This window comes from Amycolatopsis sp. CA-161197, assembly GCF_050942255.1.
In the GTDB taxonomy this organism is placed as follows: Bacteria; Actinomycetota; Actinomycetes; order Mycobacteriales; family Pseudonocardiaceae; genus Amycolatopsis.
In genome coordinates, this window is record NZ_CP192059.1 from 6,062,225 (window position 1) to 6,082,365 (window position 20,141).

Below are 20,141 nucleotides of genomic sequence, written 5' to 3' on the forward strand. Positions count from 1 at the left end.
ACCGAGCGCGCGCAGGCTCGGTGACGGGATGGGATTGCTCGACTCGGCTACCGCCGTCAGTCGATAGGACGCACGCCCACCGCGGCAGGGCTAGGCGCGGCCCGGCGGTGGTGTGAGCCCGTAGCGGGCGATGAGGTCCGGCAGCCAATCGGGGGTGGCGAACTCCAGTCCGTACTCGGCCGCGAGGCGTGCCATCTCCCCTTCGGCGGGCGGGCTGCCTGCCATCAGGTCGGACAGGTCGTGGAAGAACCCTTCGAAGCCGCCCGGGGCGATCACCTCGATCATCCGCGCGGGCGTCTTGCCCGCGTTCCACATCGTGTGGAGCTCTCCGCGTGGCTTGGTGATGTATCCACCCGCGCCGAGTACGACCTCGCGGTCGCCTGATCGGAAACCGATCTCCCCCTCGGTCACGATCGAGTACTCGTCCTCACGGGTGTGCAGGTGCGGAGCGACCAGTGCGCCGACCGCGAAGGGGTGTTCCACGATCGACACCGCGCCTCCGGTCTCGTGGCTGAAGAGCTTGAAGACCACTCCGATATCGCCGAGATCCCCTTCCTTTCCCTCTCCCGGTTGCAGGATGGTCAGTGGTGGAGGCGTTGCGTCGCCCAATGGTGACTCCCCGGTTGTCATGGATGTGACGTGCTGCCGGCGTCATCCGACTCGCCCCGTGGCGCGGCCGGCTCAGCGGGCGCGGCTTCGCGGTCGCGTGCGAGCTGGGCGATGAAGTACTCCGGGTCGTCCGGGTCGAAATTCCGTTCGGTGGTCTCCACCGGCATGGCTGTCTCCCATCACCATGGGGCCGCGGCTTGTGCCGTCGGCAACTTCGATTGGCGTAAACCGCGGGGCGAATCTTTCGGGGTTCGGCGAACGATTGCCCGAAAAGTTCCCCGCAGGGCGCCCATCGGTCGCAACGCACCTGCTCGTGGCCGCCCGCGGTCCGGTCGGTGTTGCCGGAGCCCGACCTCGGGCAAGTTCGCTGCGGCCCGCACCGCTTCCTGCACCGTGTCCCGGCGTCCGGCGCACGGTGGGTTCATGAGCGGCGGCCGGCCGAGCAACGCAGGTGCCGCTCGATCAACTTTCGGAGTTGCGCGTCTCCTCCGCCTTCTCCACGACCACAACAGCGTCGTGGAAGCTGCGTAGTTCCGCCTCGTAGAGTTCGCGCTCCGGCACGTCGTCGCCTTCGGGGTCGGCGCTGTCGGCGACCTCGGCAAGTTCGAGATCGACCGCTTCGTGGAGCTTGTGGATCGTGGATGCGGGCTTCTCGTTCATCGTTCCTCCTGAGTGTCGTCGAGGTGCTGTCCAACCCCCGGCAAGTCGGGGGAACGGGTTCGGTGGATTCGCGAACCTGGAGCGGTGGCCAGTGCGGCCTGGTTCGCGCTTCTGTCATGGTTGAGGCGCTTGATATCTCAACGTCCGGTGTCCACTTTCAGGCGGGTGCGGTCTCTGCCAAGTCGTCGTGTCAACTGGGTGAAGCGCGAACGTACTGGACTATATAGTCCATTTCATTCCGTGCAGTCTGATTGTTTCAGCTTAACCCTGGTTCAACTGGACTAGAACGTCCATATCTGAGATGGACGTCACCCACACGTTTGAGCAGGCTACGGTGCCGCGGGCGATCCTGGTCCCCGAGGCCACTGGCGTCCGGGGTGGGCTCCACAGGCTGCAACGATCACTCGACACCACAGTCACCACGACAGCATCAGACTCGTCGACGCACTCACCACGATCGCATCGTCGGTGTGGCCCAGGACCGAATCTCGGCAGTCACCAGGCGCACTCCCTTCCGCACAGCGCCCCACCAGCCGCGCAAGAGAAGGCGCGTCGTGACGTCGGTTTCGGACCCCTGTCCCCGTGCCGCCAAGGGGACCGACACCCCCCGACCGGCAGAGTGAGACAGATCCTTCTACAGACAACCGACGGATGTACAGACTTTCGTTGAAGCTTCGTCCCGTATCCGTGCCGGTTCGTCAGCTCGAACCTTCGCGAAGACGCCGCACGAAGTCGATGCCGAGCTCCTCGATTTCGTCGATCACGTACGGGTGCCCTTCAGGATCCAGTGTGAAAGCCAGGTCCCACAGGGCGCCCGTCACCTCGATGTGCAGCGTGTGGCCGAACAGTTCCCCGGGACGGGGGGCGTAGCGGGACATCGCCTGGTGGTTGCGCTCGGCGAGGACGCGGCGATAGTGGGCATGGATTTCCTGCACCTTTTCGGAGGCGCGGCGATCGAACCAAAGCTCCCGCAGGCCCGGACGTCGCGCGAAGAAGGCTTGGTACGCAACCATCTTGCGCTTGTTGAACGCGGCGAAGTCCTGCCCTTCGGAAGCGGCCTCCACCTCGTCGAGAACTGCCAGGAGGTCGTGCATGTACGTGTCGGCGACCGCGGCCACCAGGGAATCGAGGTCTTCGAAGTAGCGATACATCGACCCGGGTGACGTCCCGGCCGCACTGGCGATGGCGCGGACGTTCACGTCCGGGCCGTGCGGGCCCTGGGAATCGATGATCGCCGACGCGGCCGACAGGATCTGCGCCCTGTTCTTCCGCCCTCGCGCCTGTGGCGGAAGTGGCAGCTCCCAGGCATGGGGCGCCGACTCTCCCGCTGGCGCCGAGAGGCTTGCGCCGGACTGGTCGTGGTCTTTCCGGCCTTCCCGGTCGGTCGGGGGAAATTCGAGACCCAATCGCCTGCGAAGGAAGCGCTCGGACACTTCGCGAATCTCCGCGACTACGCGCGGGTCCCCCTCGGGATCGGACTGGAAAGCCAGTTCCCAGAGGATTCCGGTGATTTCGATCCACGTTTGATAAGCCAGAAGATCGTGCGGCTCGGTCGAATACACGTGCATTCCCGAGCGCAGGATCTCGGCCAGGCCGGCGCGGAAGTAGCGGTGGATTTCGACGACCTTCTCCGAGGCTTTCCGGTCGAACCAAAGCTCGCGCAGGCCGGGTCGCGCCGCGAAGAACTCTCGATAGATGGTGAAAATGGTGTCCAGCAGCGCACTCGGGGATTCGGTCGGGCGGGAAACCCCAGTTTCGACAGCGGAGCTGAGTTCATTGCCGTATTGGGTGGCCACGGCGGCGACGATCGAGTCCACGTCGGGGAAGTAGTGGTAGATCGACGCCACGGGTACGTCGGCGGCCTCGGCGATTCCGCGGAGCGTCAGCGGCCGGCGCCCCGAGGAGGGCGCCGAATCGATCAAGAGTGCCGTGGCGCGCACGATCCGGGCATGCCGCGTCCGCCCTCGTTCCTGAGGCGGGAGGGCAACGTTCGCGGGGCTCGCCGGCGAGTTCTCAGGGGCTGTCGACACCGTCCTGACGCTACAGCCGCCGCCCCGGACGGTCGACCTGCCGGGGGCAGACCTGCCGAAAGACGTGCTTGACAGGCGTCGAGATCAAGTGCGTAAATACCGAAGCTGAACGATGTTCGAGTTCCTGCCCCGGGTCGGACCAGGGGTTCCGTTCGTGCGTTGCGTGTACGCGGCGCGCCTCAAAGTCGAGGAGAAGCGATGCTCAGCTCGAGTGACAACGAGCTACTCACCAAGGTCGGACCGGGCACCCCGATGGGGTCGATGATGCGCGAGTACTGGATGCCCGCGCTGGTGTCCACGGAGTTGCCCGCGCCCGACTGCGACCCGGTCCGCGTTCTCCTTCTGGGCGAACGCTTCATCGCGTTCCGCGACAGTTCGGGATCCGTGGGGATGCTTTCCGCGCAGTGCCCGCATCGCGGCGCTTCGTTGTTCTTCGGGCGCAACGAAGAGGGCGGCCTGAGGTGCGTCTACCACGGGTGGAAGTTCGACGTCTCGGGGCGGTGCCTCGACATGCCGAACGAGCCGGCCGAGAGCAATTTCAAGGACAAAGTCCGAGCCAGGTCCGTGCCGGTTGTCGAACGGGGCGGGCTCGTGTGGGCCTACCTCGGCTCACAGGCCGAGCCGCCGCCGCTGCCCGCCTTGGAGTTCTTCGACGAGGGACCGAGCGCGACGAAGGCGGTGAACGTCTTCCAGATCAACTGCAACTGGCTCCAGGCTCTCGAAGGCGACATCGACACGAGCCACTTCGGATTTCTGCACGTGGGGCACCTGGCCGACGATGCCGCGCCCGAGGGCACCTTCCTCCGCCACATGCTGGAGGACCGGGCCCCGAGGTACAAGGTGGTCGACACCGAATTCGGCTCGTCCTACGGTGCGTATCGACCTGCCGGAAACGATCAGGAGACCTACTGGCGCATCGCCCACTACCTGTTCCCGTTCTACACCATGATCCCCACCGGGCTTCTCGGCAGCTCGAAGACCGTGACCGCACGGGTGCCCCTCGACGACGAGCACACCATGGTCTACCTGGCCACCGCGGACGAGGTGCCCAGCGATCTCGCGATCGGCGCCGAGACGTACGAGAATCTCAAGCTCCTGCCGAACACCACCGACTGGCACGGCCGGTTCCGCTCCGCTCGTACGCTCGACAACGACTACGACATCGACCGTGACGCCCAGCGCAGTGGGCGCAGCTTCACCGGCCTCGACAGCGTGCCGCTCGAGGACCGGGCGATGACCGAGAGCATGGGAGGCGTCCTGGACCGCCGCCATGAACACCTCGGCAGCTCCGACGTGATGGTCATCCGCGTCCGGCGGAGGATCCTGCGAGCTCTGCGCACCTTCGTCGACAGCGGCGAACTTCCCCCCGGTGCCAACGAGCCCGACCTCTACCGGCAGCGCTCCGGCGGGGTCGTGCTGCCGACCGGCGCCGACTGGCTCACCGCGACGCAAGGGCTCCGTGACGGCACCGAGAAGCCGACGACCGATCCCGCGCTGGCCGCCGGTGTCTGAGCCGAGCGAAGCCGCCGGCCGCACCTCTGGCGACGGCGCCCTCGAGCGCGCACTGTCCATTCCGTACATGATGGACGTGTCCACTCGCGAGTCCGAAAGCGGCGAGTGGGTCTGCCGCCTCGAATACCCGGAGCTGGCCGGGTGTGTCGCCGAGAGCAGGGACGCTCTCGACGCCCATGACCAGCTCGAAAGGCAGCGCGAGCAATGGCTGCGGCATCGGGTGGAGACCAACCGGGAAATTCCGATTCCGCGTCCGTCGCTGCGGTCCTGAACGGATCGACGACTCCCCGCGCGGAACTTCATTTAATTGTTTCGCTCTCGTAGCGAATCATCGGCATGCCGAAGCAAAGCCGCTTCCGGCGCCCGCGATCAGATCGAAACCCGGTACGAGAAATAGCTGCAGCCTGTTTTCACCCTCGAATCCCACCGCACCAACGGAGGTACGGTCATGATCGAAGCTTCGGCCGAGTCGAAAGATCCGACTTTGCCCCAGAGAAAGGTGAGCACCGCGCGGGTACTCGCGGCGGCGATGCTCGGCACGACGATAGAATGGTACGACTTCTTCATCTACGGCACGGCCGCCGCCCTGATCTTCTCCCAGGTCTTCTTCCCGAGCAGTGATCCGGCGACGGGCACGCTCACCGCGTTCGCCGCTTTCGGCGCGGGATTCGTCATGCGCCCGCTCGGCGCGGTGATCATCGGGCACCTCGGCGACAAGTACGGACGTCGCCCGATGCTCGTGGCGACGGTCCTGCTCATGGGAGGCGCCACCGTCGCGATCGGCATCCTGCCGTCCTACGCGGCGATCGGGATCTGGGCGCCTTCACTGCTCGTGCTGCTCCGGCTGCTCCAGGGCTTCGCCGCCGGCGGCGAGTGGGGCGGCGCCACGCTGATGGCCATCGAGCACGCACCGCGGCACCGTCGCACGTTCTACGGCGCCTTCACCCAGGCGGCCGTTCCCATCGCCTATCTCCTCTCGGCGGCGATGTTCTTCGTGCTCCAAGGTGCACTCGACCGCCAGGCGCTTCTCTCCTGGGGCTGGCGAATCCCGTTCTTGCTCAGCATCGTGGTGGTGGCCATCGCGATCGTCGTGCGCTCGGGCGTGCCCGAGAGCCCGGAGTTCGCGGCCAAGAGCAAGCGGCCGCAACGCCCGCCGCTGCTTCAGGTGCTGACCAGGTACCCCCGCTCGGTCGCGCTGACGATCGGCCTGACGATCGTGACGAGCACGGATTTCTACCTCGGCCAGGTGTTCCTGCTGTCCTACGCCACGACGCACGCCGGAGTACCGGCCTCGTCGATGCTGCTGGTGACGATCATGGGTTCGGCGGTCAACGCCGGCATGACTTTCGTGGCGGCGCGGGTGGCCGACCGGGTCGGCAACCGAGCGGTTTTCTACGTCGGACTCATCGGGTTGGCGCTGCTCGCCTTCCCGACCTACCTGATCGTCAACACCGGGTCCTTCGCGGCGATCCTCGCCGTGCGCATGCTCGGCAACGCCTTCAACGCTGCGGCGTACGCGCCGATTGCCTCGATCCTCGCCGCCACCTTCAGCGTCAAGGTGCGCTACACCGGGATTTCGCTGAGCTACCAGGTGGCAGCGGTCCTCGGTGGCGGATTCGCGCCGTTCATCGCGCAGGCTTTGCTGACCGCGACCGGATCCTGGATGGCCGTGGCCGGATACTCCGTCACCCTGTGCGTGATCAGCTTCGTGTCCATGAGCCTGCTCGGCAAGGCAGCGAAGGAGAATCGCGAGCAGGCCACGCTGCCGGCCGTGGCCTGAACCGACCGTCGCGAGATCCGGCGGGCGAGCGGTGCTCCCGCTCGCCCGCCCGGTCGGCCGCCCTTGCGGCTCGAACCGCGACGTCGGCCCGCACCTCGCCGCGGACACCGGTAAATCGTCTTCTCTCCCTGAAAGGATGCTCGTGCCGCTCTCCTCGTCCAGCATCGAAACAGTTGCCGGTGGCACCGGCGTCTTCCCGAGCGAATTCAGCGTCGTTCGCCGCCGAAGCGTGGCCGATGCGGTGATGACGCTCGATCTCGCGCCACCGCCGGGGACGCCGCTGCCACAGTGGTCGGCGGGCGCGCACGTCGACGTGGACATTCCTCAAGCCGGACTGACTCGCCAGTACTCACTGTGCGGACCGCCCGGCGCCGATTTTCTGCGCATCGCCGTCCTGCGGGAGCCCGAGTCGCGAGGCGGGTCGTCCTGGTTGCACAGCCAGGTGGCCGAAGGTGCGACGCTTCGGATCAGTGGCCTGCGGAACCACTTCGCATTCGCCGGCAGCGGTCCGGTGGTGTTCGTCGCCGGCGGGATCGGGATCACGCCGATCCGGGCCATGATCGAGGAGGCGCGTTCTCGCGGCGTGCAATGGGAACTGCACTACGCGGGGCGCAGCGCCGAGAGTATGGCCTTCGTCGCCGAGCTCACCGCCCGCTACGGCGACCGCGTGACCCTCTATCCGTCGGGGACCCGGCGGCTCGACGTCCCAGGGCTGCTTCAGCGGCTGGCCCCGGGCACCTCCGTCTACGCCTGCGGTCCCTCCCGTCTGCTGGGCGCGATCGAGAATGCCGCACCGCCGCACGTTCCGGTGCGGACGGAACGGTTCGCCGCCGACGACATCGACACGTCTCAGGACGCGGCGTTCGAGGTCAGGTGTGCGAGGTCGGGTGTCCGGCGGACCGTTCCCGCCGGTGAAAGCATTCTGGTCGCTCTTCGCGACGCGGGTGTCCGGCAGGTGTCCCAGTGCGAGGAGGGGGTCTGCGGCTCCTGCGAGACCGCTGTCCTCGAGGGCGTCCCCGACCATCGCGACATGCTCCTGACCGACGAGGAACGCGCCGAGAACAACGTGATGATGATCTGTGTTTCCCGAGCGAAGACGGCACATCTGACACTGGATCTCTAGGCGGTTCCGGACCCCGGCCCGAACCCGAAGTCCACAAAGGAGTCGAGGTTGAACACGCTCTTCACCCCGTACCGGCTGCGGTCGCTGACGATCCCGAACCGGATCTGGATGTCGGCGATGTGCCAGTACAGCGCGGCGCCCGACGGCGAGCAGGTCGGTGTTCCGACGGATTGGCACTTCGCCCACCTCGCCGCGCGCGCCGCGGGTGGTACCGGATTGATCCTCACCGAGGGCACCGCGGTCAGCCCGGAGGGCCGGATCAGCCCGCACGACCTCGGTATCTGGAACCGCACGCAGGTCGACGGCTTTCGCCGTATCACAGCGTTCCTGAAGGCCCAGGGCACGACCGCCGGAATCCAGCTGGCGCACGCGGGCCGGAAGGCCTGTGTGGAGCGCCCCTGGGTCGACGGCGGCCGCCGCCTCGCACCGGGCGAACCGCACGGCTGGACGCCGGTCGGTCCCAGTGCGATCCCGTTCAGCGATTCCTCGACCGTCCCGCAGGCGCTGACCCGGGCGCGGATCGGCGAGATCGTCCAGGAGTTCGCGGCGGCTGCGGAACGTGCCCTGGAAGCCGGGTTCGAGGTCGTGGAGATCCAGGGCGCGCACGGTTATCTGATCCACCAGTTCCTCTCGCCGTACAGCAACCACCGCACCGATGAGTACGGTGGTTCGTTCGAGGGCCGGACGCGGTTCGCCCGGGAGGTCGTCGACGCCGTCCGGCGGGTGTGGCCGGAGGACCTGCCGGTGTTCTTCCGCATCTCCGCCACGGACTGGCTCACCGAGAACCCCGACGACGACCGCGAGGGCTGGACCGCCGACGACACCGTCCGCTTCGCCAAGGAGCTGCCGGCGCACGGCGTCGACCTGATGGACGTGTCCACCGGCGCCAACGTGCCCGATGCGAAGATCGTCCGGGGTCCTGGTTACCAGGTGCCGTTCGCCGAGCGCGTCCGCGCCGAGGCCGGGATACCGGTCGCCGCCGTCGGATTGATCACCCAGCCCGCGCAGGCGCAGGAGATCGTCACCTCGGGCAGGGCCGACGCGGTTCTGCTGGCGCGCGAGCTGCTGCGCGACCCGTACTGGGCGCGCCGAGCCGCGACCGAGCTCGGGGGCGAGGTCCGGACGCCGGTCCAATACAACCGCGCACGACCGTGACGCCCTTGCCGACGCCGGACGGGCCGCTTGCGCTCGCCGTCGTATCGAGCCGTCCCGTGAGCCCGGTTCGACGACTGGCTCGAGCACGCGCGGTCGTATCCCCGGGCGACCGGCGGTATCGGGCGCCATCTTCCTCGGCGCCCCGATCTGATCCGCACCACGAAGGAGCACCGCGATGACCGTCATCTCCGAGCACGCACAAGGCCCCGTTGCGGGCGCCACCGGAAAGCCCACGGACCCGGAAGCCCCAACCGCCAACCCGCTGGCGGGTAACCCGGGAGTCGTGGGCATCCCCACCGTCATCGCGGGCGCCGTCGGCCTCGGCCTCATCAACATCGGCGCGATGCCCGGCGGTGCCTCCGGCGCCACGCTCGCCATCCTCGGCACCTGCACGGTCATCGGGCTGTTGATCACCACCGTCTGGGCCGCGGCCCTCGGGCAGAACGCGTCCGCCAGCTTGTTCGCCGTGTTCTTCGGGTTCTACGCCAGCTACGCCGCCCTCACGCTGGGCCTGGCCCACGGTTGGTTCGGCACCTCCGTCGTTTCCGCCACCGACGCCCAGGTCACCTGGCTGTTGTCCTGGTTGGTCACCATCGTCCTGCTCACGCTCGTCACCCTGCGCCTGCCGTCGAGCTTCACCCTCCTGCTCGGCCTGGTGGACCTCGCCCTCGCCCTGCTCCTCGCCGGCACCATGACCGGGGCCACCGGCCTCACCCGCGCCGGCGGCGCCGTCGTGTTCGCCTTCGTCGCCGTTTCCGTCTACCTCTACGCCGACCTCATGTCCACCGAAACCGGCGGCCGCGGGCTTCCACTCGGCCGGCCCCTGCTCACTCGCTGACACCCCCGCGTGGGCCGGTGAAGCGCCGGAGAGCTTGCGCGATCTTCTGCGGCGCCTGATCAGCGCCGGCTCCGACCTCGCCACCAGCGCCACCATCCACCACGAAGCCTGGGAGCGTGCCGTCCGATGTCGTCGCCCTGAGCACCGGCCGGCCCACGGGCTCGCTCTACCCGCTCGCGGTCGGCCGCTCGGTACTCCCCACCTGCCGCGCTGCCTACGAACGCTGGTCCACCCGTGCCGACGCCGACCTCCCCGGTTACCTCGACGCCGCCAAGGAAAGCCCTCACCACGGGGCTCATCGGGTCCCTCCGTGAGTTTTGTCGATCACCGTCCCGAAGGTAAAGCGGCGGGCGGCCTTCGCGCCGCGGGCGTTTCCACGTGGTGGAAAGGTCGGTGGATCGCGCGTCGGCCGGCGGCTCCGGATCGGGCCCCGGTGGGCGGGAAGCCCCGGTGAGAGCGTCAACCGCTCAGAAGACGGTGTGCCAGTCGTCGCGGATGCTGATGACGGTCCAGCCGTCGCGGCCGGCCTGTTCGAGTGCCTGTTCGGCGCCGGCGGTGTAGGCGAACTCGCGCTCGGGGTCGTCGTGGAGGACGAGGAGGCGCAGGGTCGGTTTGCCGGCGTGGTGGGTGAAGCGGAGCATGGGGATGTCGCCGTTGGCGTTGCCCGCGGCCAGCAGGGGCCGGCGTCCGGTGCGGCTCCAGATGCGGACGGGCTTCTGCGGGCCGTCGTCGAGGTAGTCGAGGACGGGTTGGTGGCGGATGGTGCCGCCGTGCTCGTCGTCCTCGTAGGACAGGGTCGCGGTGCTGCCGATGACCTGCTCGCGCGGCACGCCGTAGACCGCCTGGCTGATGGGCCGCATGAAGTCGCGGCCGCCGCCTGACGCGATGTAGGTGCTGAAGCCGTTGTCGCGCAGGTGCGCCAGCAGTTCGACCATCGGCGCGTAGGCGCAGCGCGCGTACGACCTGCGCAACGTGGGGTGCCGCGTGGTGGTCAGGAACTCGTTCGCCTGGGCTTCGAAGTCCTCGACGCCGATGCCGGCGTACGCCTCGAGCACCCCGGCCGCGAGGGTGGGGAGCTGGGTGTCGTCCCCGGCGTAGTGCGCGGCGACCACCGCGCCGAACCACGCCAGGTCGTTGTCGTACGCAGCTTTCCAGGGCTGCCGCGAGCGCAGCTCGGGAGTCTCCCCCGCCATCGCGACGAGGCGGCGCAGGATGAAGTCCAGCTGGATCGGAACCGGTTTCTCGCACCACAGCGTGCCGTCGTTGTCGAAGGTCGCCACCCGTTCGTCGGCCGGCACGTCCCAGGCGTGCTCGACGAACTCGGTGATCGCCTTCTTCGCCGCGCCCTCACGCCAGGTGGTCAGCACGAGGCAACCGTCCTTCCCGGGGTCAGGGCCGGACCACGCAGCGGAGACCGACGTGGCAGGTCGCGGTGTCGACCGGTTGCCCCATGCGGGCGGCAGGCCGGTAGCGACGGCAGTAGTCCGGCGAGCACAGGTACGAGCCGCCCTTGATCACCTTGCGCGGAACGCGTTCACCCCGTGCGATGCTGCGGTCCCGCGGACTCGGGCCACAACAGGAGCCGGGTCGCTCGTCGTGGGCGGAGTACCAGTCCGCGGTCCACTCCCACACGTTGCCGATCATGTCGTGGAGGCCGTATCCGTTCGGCGGGTATCGGCCGACCGGCGCGGTGCCCAGGTATCCGTCGGCGCCGGTATTCGTGTACGGGAACCGGCCCTGCCAGGTATTGGCCATCCACACGCCGCCGGGGGTGAGCTCGTCACCCCACGCGTAGCCGGCGCGGTCGAGCCCGCCCTGCGCGGCGAGCTCCCACTCCGCCTCGGTGGGGATGTCCTTGCCGGCCCACTGCGCGTAGGCCTCGGCGTCCTCCCACGCCAGGTGCACTACAGGATGGTCGGGCCGCTTGCGGATCGAGCTGCCCGGGCCGGACGGGTGGCGCCAGTCCGCACCGGGCACGGAGCTCCACCAGTTGTAGGCGTTGCGCAGGTCGACCTCGTGCCGCGGTGCGACGAACACCGACGACGCCGGCACGAGAAGCTCAGGCGCCGCATCCGGGTAGTCCGCCGGATCGGGTGCCCGCTCGGCGAGCGTGACGTGGCCCGTGGCGCGGACGAAGCGCTCGAAGTCACGGTTGCGCACCGCGGTGGGCTCGATCCAGAACCCGCCGACCGTCGCGTCGTGGACCGGGGCTTCCTCCAGGTAGTGCTCGTCGGAGCCCATCGCGAACGTGCGCCCGGCGATCCACACCATTCCCGTCGTCGGGTCCGGCTTCGCGGCCACGGCCGGCCGACGGCCCTGCCCCGTGTGCGCCGTGGCCATCCGGTGTCCCCTGTCTGCTGTGCGCGACGTCGCCACACATTCGCAGCGGGCCCGATCGCGCTTCATCACCCGTGCCGGGTGACCTGCGCCGGACGATCCCCACGACGGAACGGCGCGAGCCCGACCCCTGCGGTGTTCACCTGGTGCAGGTGAAGCCGGGCGCCGCCGCACGCGGTCGGATGGGGTGGTCGAGGCCGCCTTCACCCGGGGGATCCGAGGAGTGACATGAGCAACTCGTTCCAGGGCAAGATCAACGTCGACATCCGCGACTCGGTGCCCGACTGGGCACCCTTCGAACCAGCACAGGCGGCCGAGGGTGCCCCGAACGTGGTGTACCTGGTTCTCGACGACGTCGGGTACTCCGCGATGAGCTGTTACGGCGGCGTCATCGAGACCCCCAACATCGATCGCATCGCGGCCGACGGCGTGCGGTTCACGCAGTGGCACACCACCGCGCTGTGCTCACCGACCCGGTCCTGCCTGCTCACCGGGCGCAACCACACCCGCAACGCGATGGCGTGCATCACCGAGGCGGCGATCGGTTTCCCGAATGCCAACGGCACGATCCCGCCGGAGAACAGCATGATCTCCGAGATCCTCGAGGAGCGGGGCTGGAACACCTACATCGTCGGCAAGTGGCACCTGTGCCCGACCGACGAGATGAACCTCGCCGCGACGCGCCGCAACTGGCCGACCGGGCGCGGGTTCCAGCGGTTCTACGGCTTCCTCGGCGCCGAGACGAACCAGTGGTACCCCGACCTCGTGTACGACAACCACCCCGTGGACCAGCCGAAGACCCCGGAGGAGGGCTACCACTTCACCGACGACATCACCGACAAGGCGATCGAGTTCATCAAGGACGCCAAGGCGATCGCGCCGGACAAGCCGTTTTTCCTCTACTGCGCGCCAGGCGCGTGCCACGCGCCGCACCACGCACCGCGGGAGTGGATCGAACGATTCGCCGGCCGATTCGACCTGGGCTACGACGCGCTGCGCGAAACCGTGCTGGCGCGGCAGAAAGACCTCGGCATCGTGCCGGCCGACACCGAACTCCCGCCGATCAACCCGATCGGCACTCCCCAGACCCGCCAAGGCCCGGACGGGCAGCCCTTCCCGCCGCTGGACTACACGAAGCCGTGGGACTCCTTGTCCGACCGGGAGAAGCGGCTCTTCGCGCGCATGGCCGAGGTCTACGCCGGCTTCCTCGCCCACGCCGACCACCACATCGGCCGGCTGCTCGACCACCTGGAAGAGACCGGGCAACGGGACAACACGCTCGTCATCCTGGTCTCCGACAACGGCGCCAGCGGCGAGGGCGGCCCCGACGGTTCGGTGAACGAGAACAAACTGTTCAACGGCATCCCCGACGACCTCGACGAGAACCTCGCGATGCTCGACGAGCTGGGCGGTCCGAAGACCTACAACCACTACGCGAACGGCTGGGCGATGGCCTTCAACACGCCGTTCAAGATGTGGAAGCGCTACGAGTTCAACGGCGGCACCGCCGACCCGTGCATCATCTCCTGGCCCGCGGTTCTCGGGCACGGCGGCGAGATCCGCCACCAGTACCACCACGCGATCGACCTCGTGCCCACGATGCTCGACTGCCTGGACGTGCAGGTGCCGGAGGCGATCAAAGGACACGCGCAGAGCCCGCTCGACGGGGTGAGCATGCGCTACAGCTTCGCGGATCCCTCGGCGCCGTCGGCCAGATCCACCCAGTTCTACTCGATGCTCGGCTCGCGCGGGATCTGGCACGAGGGCTGGAAGGCCGTGACGACACACCCGACGATCAGCGGCTGGAGCCACTTCGACGACGACGTGTGGCAGCTCTACCACACCGACGTCGACCGCTCCGAGGTGCACGACCTTGCGGCCGAACGGCCCGAGAAGCTCGAGGAGCTGATCCGGCTCTGGTTCGCGGAGGCCGACGCCAACGGCGCGTTCCCGCTCGACGACCGGTCACCACTGGAAATCCTCAACACGCCGAGGCCGCAGCTGTCCGCGGCCCGCAACCGGTACGTCTACTACGCCGACGTCGCCGACGTTCCCGAACAACAGGCGGTCAACATCCGCAACCGGTCCTACTCGATCGGGTCCCTTGTGGACATTCCCGGCAAGGGCGCCGAGGGCGTGCTGTTCGCCCACGGCGCGCGGTTCGGCGGACACGCGCTCTACGTCAAGGACAACCGCCTGCACTACGTCTACAACTTCGTCGGCATGCTGGAGCAGAAGATCGACGGGACCGAGGATCTGCCGACGGGTGAGAACCTGATCCTCGCGGCCTCGTTCGACAAGGACGGTGAGGACCCGCCCGGCATCGCCACCGGAACCCTGTCGCTCTACCACGGCGACCAGAAGGTCGGCGAAGGCCGCATCAAGACACAACCCGGCGCGTTCGAACTCGCCGGCGAGGGCCTGTGCGTCGGCCGCGACAGCGGGGCCGCCGTCACCGACGACTACCGGGGACAGCGCCCCCACCGGTTCACCGGCGGCACCATCAAACGGGTCGTGATCGACGTCAGCGGCGAACCCTACGTCGACCAGGAGCGCGAGGCCGAGGCGATGCTCATGCGCGAGTAGCCGCACGCCGGTCTGCCGACGGCACCTCCCCCGGGGTCGCCGCCGGCCGGCCGGCCCCGAGGAGGTGCCGACGGCGATGTTGTCCGAAGCTGTTCCCGCCGCGTTCGGTGCGGCGATCTACCCGCCCGCCTTGCTGTTCATGGCGTTCCTGCTGGTCAATCCGCAACCCAGGAAGCGGGCGCTGATCTTCCTGGCCGGCGCCGTGTTCATCACCCTCGGCTTCGGCTTCCTCTCGGTGCTGGTGCTGCAGAGCAGCGGAGCCGAGAGCCCCCAGCACCACACCGTGCCGGCCTGGATCGACCTCACCATCGGCGTGGTGCTGGTGGCCTTCGCCCTGGTGGTCTGGTTCCGGCCGCCGCGCGGACCCAAGGCCGCCAAGAAGCGCCGCGAGCTCGGCGTGATCGGGTTGCTGGGCGTCGGGATACTGATGTACACGCCGACGGCGCTGTACCTGGCCTCGCTGCACGCGATCGCCAAGGCGCACGCCAGCCTGCTGGTGACGGCGCTGAGCATCATCCTCGTCGCCGTGATCTACATGCTGCTGATCGAGATACCGATCATCGCCCACGCCATCTGGCCGGAGACGACGATCCGCTGGGTCACCGCCGTGAACGCGTGGCTGGCACGACACGGCCGCACCATCATCGTCGTCGTGGCGGCCGGCTACGGCATCTTCCTCATCGGCTCGGGCATCGCCCACCTCGTGTGATCCACACCGCCGGGACGAACCGGGGAACACCGGGTGCCGAAGCTAACCGCCGTGCTCTCCGGCGAGGGCCCGGTACGCCGGGCGGAGCAGCTCGGTGACGTCTTCACCGCCCACCGTGATCGCGAACGGCGGGGCCTGGCCGAGCAGCGCGTCGAACTGCGCTCGCGGCCCGGGCAACGGCGCCGCGCCGCCCAGGCCCGGGGCCTGACCGCAGTCGAAGAAGGAGTCCATGACCTCGGTCAGGGCCGGAGACCGGTCGTCCGGATCGAGCGGCTCCGCGGAGATGAGCCGGTTCTTCAGCTCTTCGAGCAGCGTTTCGCGGTCCCGGCCGCGCAACGCGAGGACGGTGAACGGATCGTCGCCGACCTGCGCCACGAGCGCCGAGAACACCGCGTTGAGGTGGCCGCACGGCACCTCGACGTCCGGGCAGGTGCAGTCCAGTGACACCTCCCGCGCCGACGACGGGAACAAGGGCAGCCGCAGCGCGGTGAAGATCTGTTCGACGTCACTGGGCAGCTCGCCGCTGAGCAGCTGGACCGTGGCCGACGCTTTCGCGGCGAGGGCATGGGTGATCGCCGCCCAGTCCGTTTTCCCGAACGCCGTGAGCCCGATCCGCACCTGCTGGGGGCGGCCGTCCTGCACCGTGGCGTCGACGCGCCCGGCACCGACCTCCAGCGACACGACGCGCCCCTGGCCGCGCGCCGGCAGGAGAACGCCGATCGCCGTCAACGCCCGGATGAACCGGGTCGCCCACCACGGGAGTGGCTCAGTCATCGATCGCGTCCTCCCCCAGCGTGAGCACTCCGCGCAGCGCGTCCGTCGACAGCTCCGTGAGCCAGCTTTCGCCCTCGCCCACGACCATGCCCGCGAGCGCGCGCTTCTTCGTGATCAAGGTGTCGATGCGGTCCTCGATGGTGCCCGGGCAGACGAACTTCCGCACCTGGACGTTGCGGCCCTGCCCGATCCGGAACGCCCGGTCGGTGGCCTGGTTCTCCACGGCCGGGTTCCACCAGCGGTCCAGGTGCAGGACCTGGCCGGCGGCGGTCAGCGTGAGCCCGGAACCGCCTGCCTTGAGCGAGAGCAAGAGGATCCGCGGCCCGTCTGTGGACTGGAAGCGTTCCACGATCGCGTCTCGCGCCCCTTTTGCCAGGCTGCCGTGCAAAAACGCGACTTCGACGCCGAGCCGCTCCGACAGATGGGGCACGAGCATATGACCGAATTCGGTGTACTGCGTGAAGCACAGCACCCGATCGCCCGATGCCAGGATTTCCGCCAGGATCTCTTCGAGGCGGGCGACCTTGCCGGAGCGGTGCCCGATCGGGGAGCCGTCGTGCAGCAGGTGCGCGGGGTGGTTGCAGACCTGCTTGAGTTTCGTGATCGCGGCGAGGATGTGGCCGCGGCGCTTGATGCCCCGGCTGTTCTCGATCTTCTTCATCATCTCGTCGACGATCGCGCTGTACAGCGTGCCCTGTTCGCGGGTGAGCCGGTATTCCTGCCTGATTTCGATCTTTTCCGGGAGCTCGGGGACGATCGCGGGGTCCGTCTTCACCCGGCGCAGCAGGTACGGCTGGGTGAGCCGGCGCAGAGCGGCGGCCGTGGCGGTGTCGCCCCGCCGCTCGATCGGGACCGCGAACCGCTGCCGGAACTCGAACCTGCTGCCGAGCAGCCCGGGGTTGAGCAGGTCCAGCACCGACCACAGGTCCGCCAGCCGGTTTTCCACCGGGGTGCCGGTCAGCGCGAGCCGGTGCCCGGCCGCGAACCGGCGCACCGCCTTGGCCGTCGCGGTGTCGGCGTTCTTGATGGCGTGCGCTTCGTCGAGCACCAGGCGCCGCCAGGTGAACGTCTCGAGTTCGTCGGCGTCGCGGGCGGCGGTGGCGTAGGTCGTGACGACGAGGTCGGCCGCGGCGACCTGCTCGGCGAGCGCGTCCCCGTGTGCGCGGGCGCTGCCGTGGTGGGCGTGGACACGCAGCCCCGGGGCGAAGTTCGCCGCCTCCCGCTGCCACATCCCGACCAGCGACATCGGGCACAGCACCAGCGTCGGCCCGTGGTCGTGGCCGGCGCGCTCGACGGCCTCGAAGGCCAGCGTCTGGACGGTTTTGCCGAGACCCATGTCGTCGGCCAGGCACGCGCCGAGCCCCAGCGCCGACATGAACACCAGCCAGGCGACACCCCGCTGCTGGTAGGGGCGCAGGGTGGCGCGGAACGACGGCGGCAGCTCGACCGGCTGGAGTGTCCGGTGGACCCGTCCGGCCAGGACGTCCCCGACCCAGCCGTCGGCGCTGACGTCGGTGACCGGCAGCGGCGTCTCCTGCCCGAGGTGGACGAGCTCCAGCAGCTCGGCGGCGGTGATGCCCCGGATCTGCCGGTGCGGGTCGCGGCGCAGGTACTCGAGACCGGCGCGCAGCCGGTCGGCGTCGACGCTGATCCACCTGCCCCGCAGCCGCACCAGCGAGGTCTTCGCCGCGACGAGCCGGGCCAGCTCCTCTTCGCCGATTTCGTCGTCGCCCACCGCGATCGACCAGCGGAACCCGGCCAGCTCGTCGCGGCCCACCCGGCTGCGGGCGACGACCTGTTCCGAGGGAGCGCTGCGGACGGACAGCCGCAGCGCGAGCCGGCGCCGGCCGTCCCAGGTGGCCGGAAGCTGCACTTCGAACCCGGCCTCGACCAGCCGGGTCGCACCCGAGGTGAGGAACAGTTCGGCTTCCTCGAAGGTCAGGTCGTACTCGGCCGGCCGGTCCCGGCGCAGGGCCGGCGCCAGCATCGGTTCCACCAGCGCGGCCCGGCCCAGTTCGGCGACCAGCAGCCCCTCGGGATCCCGGACCAGCCCGATCGCCCGGCCCGACCAGATCTGCTCCGCCGGCAGCAGCAAGCTCGGATCGGCCGTCGCCCGCAGGAGGAACTGCAGCTGCCACTTGGTGCCGTCGCCGGTCTGGTCGTCGGGATCGTCCGCGTCCTGCGGACGCAGGGTGCCGACTTCGGCCAGCCGGAAACACGCCCGGCCGTCGACGACGTCGGTATCGGCGACCTCGTCCCACTTCGCGACCGCGTCGGCCAGGACACCGAGCTCACCCAGCGGCAGCTCGACGCGGGCGGCGCCGCCCTGCAAAGCGGACAGCCACACCCCGGCCAGGCCGCGGCCCGCGCGCAGGTCGACGGGCGGATCCGCCCGCGCCAGCCGGTCGCGGACCGCCGCGTCGACCAGGGTGTGGAGGGCATCGGTGACGAGTGCGCGAGGCGAGGCCCCGGTGAGCGGCGCGATCTGCTCGGCCCGCCCGACCGGTGGCATGGCCGCGACCAGCGCGTCGAACGCGACGAAATCCACGCCCTGGAGCACCGGGCGCCACCGCGCCTCGGCCACATCGCCCTGGCGGACCAGCGTCGGCAGAACCCGCCCGCGCCGCACCAGATCCGCGGCCAGGCGGGCCACCGCCCGCAAGTAGGTGACCGAAGAGCCGTACGAAGCCGAATCGTCGAGGTCGTCCAGTTCGGTCGCGTCCACGATCAACGCCGGCACCGACCACGGCCGCAGCGACGGTGCCGGCCCACGCCGCTTGCCACCCGCCGCCGCCTCGGAGGAGGCGAGCGGCCGGTTCGCCCGCGACGGCAGCAGCAACGTCACCGACGTGGGCTTTCCGGGATGCAGAGCGGTCAGCTTCGTGCTGGAGACGGCGAACGGATGCGGAAGCGCGATCCGCGCCGAACGGCTCGACGTGCCGGCCGGGCCTCGGTCGTGCTCCGCCCAGAGCAGCAGACCCCGGCCCGGAGACCACAGAGCGTGCACCAAGGGCAAGGTCTGTGGCTCCTTCGTCCGATCTGCGTTCCCCGCAGATCGTCGCACGGCAGGGCCAGGTTGCGGCTAGTGCGTGGGCGCGAGGGGCGTGAAGTCGCGGGCGGCGACGAACGGGGGACGCGGCGCGGCCGCGGCATACGGTTCCCGCAAGGTGTTCTCCACGCTGTTGAAGACCACGAAAACGTTGGCCCGCGGGTAGGGGGTGATGTTGTCGGCGGATCCGTGCATCAGGTTGGCGTCGAACCACAGCGCGTGGCCGGCAGGACCGGTGAACTGGTCGATCCCGTGGGCCGCCGCCAGGCGCGTGATCGTGGCCTCGTCGGGCACACCGACCTGCTGTTCCTTGAGGGAATCGCGGTAGTGGTCCCCCGGCGTGGCGCCGGCGCACTGCGCGAACTCCCGGTGGGAACCGGGCATCACCATCAGGCCGCCGTTGAAGGGGTAGTTGTCCGTCAGTGCCAGTGACATGCTGACCGCGCGGGGAACGGGCATGCCGTCTTCGGCGTGCCAGGTCTCGAAGTCGGAGTGCCAGTAGAAACCCTTGCCGCGGAAGCCGGGCATGCAGTTGATCCGGCTCTGGTGCACGTACACCTCCGAGCCGAGCAGTTGCCGGGCCCGGTCCAGCACCCGGGGATCGCGCACCAACCGTGCGATGAGCCGGCTGATGCGGTGGACCTCGAAGATCGACCGCACCGCGCCGGAAGCCTTCTCCCGCACCACGCGTTCGTCCGCTGCCAGCGTCTCGTCGGCGCACAGCCGGTCCAGCTCCGCGCGCAGCACGTCCAGTTCCTCGTCCGTGACCGACGACGGGACGATCGAATACCCCCGTTCGGCGTGCGCGGCCAGCTCGGCCGGGGTGAACGGCTCGCGCAGCCGGCCCGGCCACACCACGGGCACCTCCCGGCGCAGCAACGCCGGCTCGCCGCCGATCCGCGTCGGATATCTGTCTTCGGTCTTGGTGCCCGTCATCCGTCCCAGCTCCTTCCGAACCCGAACGGAATCCACATTAACG

Annotated in this window: 18 protein-coding genes; 9 read left to right on the forward strand and 9 right to left on the reverse strand. The window is 69.0% G+C overall.

Translation table 11 applies throughout. From position 1 onward, the window contains the following. Positions 1-90: 90 nt before the first annotated feature. From ACQPXB_RS28345 to ACQPXB_RS28360, 4 genes are all read right to left on the reverse strand, one after another. Positions 91-492 (reverse strand): cupin domain-containing protein, encoded by a 402-nt coding sequence (locus ACQPXB_RS28345; RefSeq protein ID WP_432845049.1) that lies wholly within the window; start codon positions 490-492, stop codon positions 91-93. 134 nt (positions 493-626) lie between these two features. Next, positions 627-776, reverse strand: coding sequence for a hypothetical protein (locus tag ACQPXB_RS28350; protein WP_366590570.1), 150 nt, complete (start codon positions 774-776; stop codon positions 627-629). A gap of 295 nt (positions 777-1,071) precedes the next feature. Beyond that, positions 1,072-1,269, reverse strand: a complete 198-nt coding sequence (locus ACQPXB_RS28355) for a hypothetical protein (protein WP_432845050.1) — start codon at positions 1,267-1,269, stop codon at positions 1,072-1,074. A 698-nt stretch (positions 1,270-1,967) separates the two neighbouring features. After that, the gene (locus ACQPXB_RS28360) at positions 1,968-3,209 is read right to left on the reverse strand and encodes a TetR/AcrR family transcriptional regulator (RefSeq protein WP_432845051.1); all 1,242 of its coding nucleotides are present in this window, start codon (positions 3,207-3,209) and stop codon (positions 1,968-1,970) included. Between the two features lie 288 nt (positions 3,210-3,497). On the opposite strand from ACQPXB_RS28360, the gene ACQPXB_RS28365 reads away from it, so the two are divergent. The 7 genes from ACQPXB_RS28365 to ACQPXB_RS28395 all read left to right on the forward strand — a co-directional run bounded on the left by ACQPXB_RS28365 (position 3,498) and on the right by ACQPXB_RS28395 (position 10,021). Further along, positions 3,498-4,811 (forward strand): Rieske 2Fe-2S domain-containing protein, encoded by a 1,314-nt coding sequence (locus ACQPXB_RS28365; protein ID WP_432845052.1) that lies wholly within the window; start codon positions 3,498-3,500, stop codon positions 4,809-4,811. After that, complete coding sequence (locus ACQPXB_RS28370) at positions 4,804-5,082, forward strand: hypothetical protein (RefSeq protein WP_366588943.1); 279 nt, start codon at positions 4,804-4,806, stop codon at positions 5,080-5,082. The genes ACQPXB_RS28365 and ACQPXB_RS28370 overlap by 8 nt, the downstream gene beginning before the upstream one ends. A 177-nt stretch (positions 5,083-5,259) precedes the next feature. Next, positions 5,260-6,591, forward strand: coding sequence for an MFS transporter (locus ACQPXB_RS28375; RefSeq protein ID WP_432845053.1), 1,332 nt, complete (start codon positions 5,260-5,262; stop codon positions 6,589-6,591). A gap of 142 nt (positions 6,592-6,733) precedes the next feature. Next, entirely contained in the window at positions 6,734-7,714 is a 981-nt protein-coding gene (locus ACQPXB_RS28380) for a PDR/VanB family oxidoreductase (protein ID WP_432845054.1), read from the forward strand. 48 nt (positions 7,715-7,762) lie between these two features. Then, positions 7,763-8,869 carry an NADH:flavin oxidoreductase/NADH oxidase gene (locus ACQPXB_RS28385; RefSeq protein WP_432845055.1) on the forward strand — a complete coding sequence of 369 codons (1,107 nt, stop codon included), beginning with the start codon at positions 7,763-7,765 and terminating at the stop codon, positions 8,867-8,869. A 175-nt stretch (positions 8,870-9,044) separates the two neighbouring features. Continuing rightward, entirely contained in the window at positions 9,045-9,707 is a 663-nt protein-coding gene (locus tag ACQPXB_RS28390) for a GPR1/FUN34/YaaH family transporter (protein ID WP_432845056.1), read from the forward strand. Between the two features lie 116 nt (positions 9,708-9,823). Further along, positions 9,824-10,021, forward strand: coding sequence for a hypothetical protein (locus ACQPXB_RS28395; RefSeq protein ID WP_432845057.1), 198 nt, complete (start codon positions 9,824-9,826; stop codon positions 10,019-10,021). Between the two features lie 153 nt (positions 10,022-10,174). Here ACQPXB_RS28395 and ACQPXB_RS28400 read toward each other — a convergent pair whose 3' ends face one another. Together ACQPXB_RS28400 and ACQPXB_RS28405 are read right to left on the reverse strand one after the other, a co-directional pair. Next, the gene (locus ACQPXB_RS28400; RefSeq protein ID WP_432845058.1) at positions 10,175-11,074 is read right to left on the reverse strand and encodes an HAD family hydrolase; all 900 of its coding nucleotides are present in this window, start codon (positions 11,072-11,074) and stop codon (positions 10,175-10,177) included. 22 nt (positions 11,075-11,096) lie between these two features. Continuing rightward, a complete protein-coding gene (locus tag ACQPXB_RS28405) occupies positions 11,097-12,047 on the reverse strand; it encodes a formylglycine-generating enzyme family protein (RefSeq protein WP_432845059.1) in 951 nt (316 codons plus the stop codon). A 225-nt stretch (positions 12,048-12,272) separates the two neighbouring features. On the opposite strand from ACQPXB_RS28405, the gene ACQPXB_RS28410 reads away from it, so the two are divergent. Next, positions 12,273-14,630: an arylsulfatase gene (locus tag ACQPXB_RS28410; RefSeq protein ID WP_432845060.1), complete on the forward strand. Its 2,358-nt coding sequence runs from the start codon at positions 12,273-12,275 to the stop codon at positions 14,628-14,630. A 76-nt stretch (positions 14,631-14,706) separates the two neighbouring features. Beyond that, entirely contained in the window at positions 14,707-15,339 is a 633-nt protein-coding gene (locus tag ACQPXB_RS28415; RefSeq protein WP_432845061.1) for a GAP family protein, read from the forward strand. A 42-nt stretch (positions 15,340-15,381) separates the two neighbouring features. Here ACQPXB_RS28415 and ACQPXB_RS28420 read toward each other — a convergent pair whose 3' ends face one another. From ACQPXB_RS28420 to thpD, 3 genes are all read right to left on the reverse strand, one after another. Next, positions 15,382-16,113 (reverse strand): hypothetical protein, encoded by a 732-nt coding sequence (locus ACQPXB_RS28420; RefSeq protein ID WP_386944882.1) that lies wholly within the window; start codon positions 16,111-16,113, stop codon positions 15,382-15,384. Then, the gene (locus ACQPXB_RS28425) at positions 16,106-19,129 is read right to left on the reverse strand and encodes a DEAD/DEAH box helicase (RefSeq protein WP_432845062.1); all 3,024 of its coding nucleotides are present in this window, start codon (positions 19,127-19,129) and stop codon (positions 16,106-16,108) included. The genes ACQPXB_RS28420 and ACQPXB_RS28425 overlap by 8 nt, the downstream gene beginning before the upstream one ends. 66 nt (positions 19,130-19,195) lie before the next feature. Further along, a complete protein-coding gene (thpD, locus tag ACQPXB_RS28430; RefSeq protein WP_366588878.1) occupies positions 19,196-20,098 on the reverse strand; it encodes an ectoine hydroxylase in 903 nt (300 codons plus the stop codon). Positions 20,099-20,141: the final 43 nt, after the last annotated feature.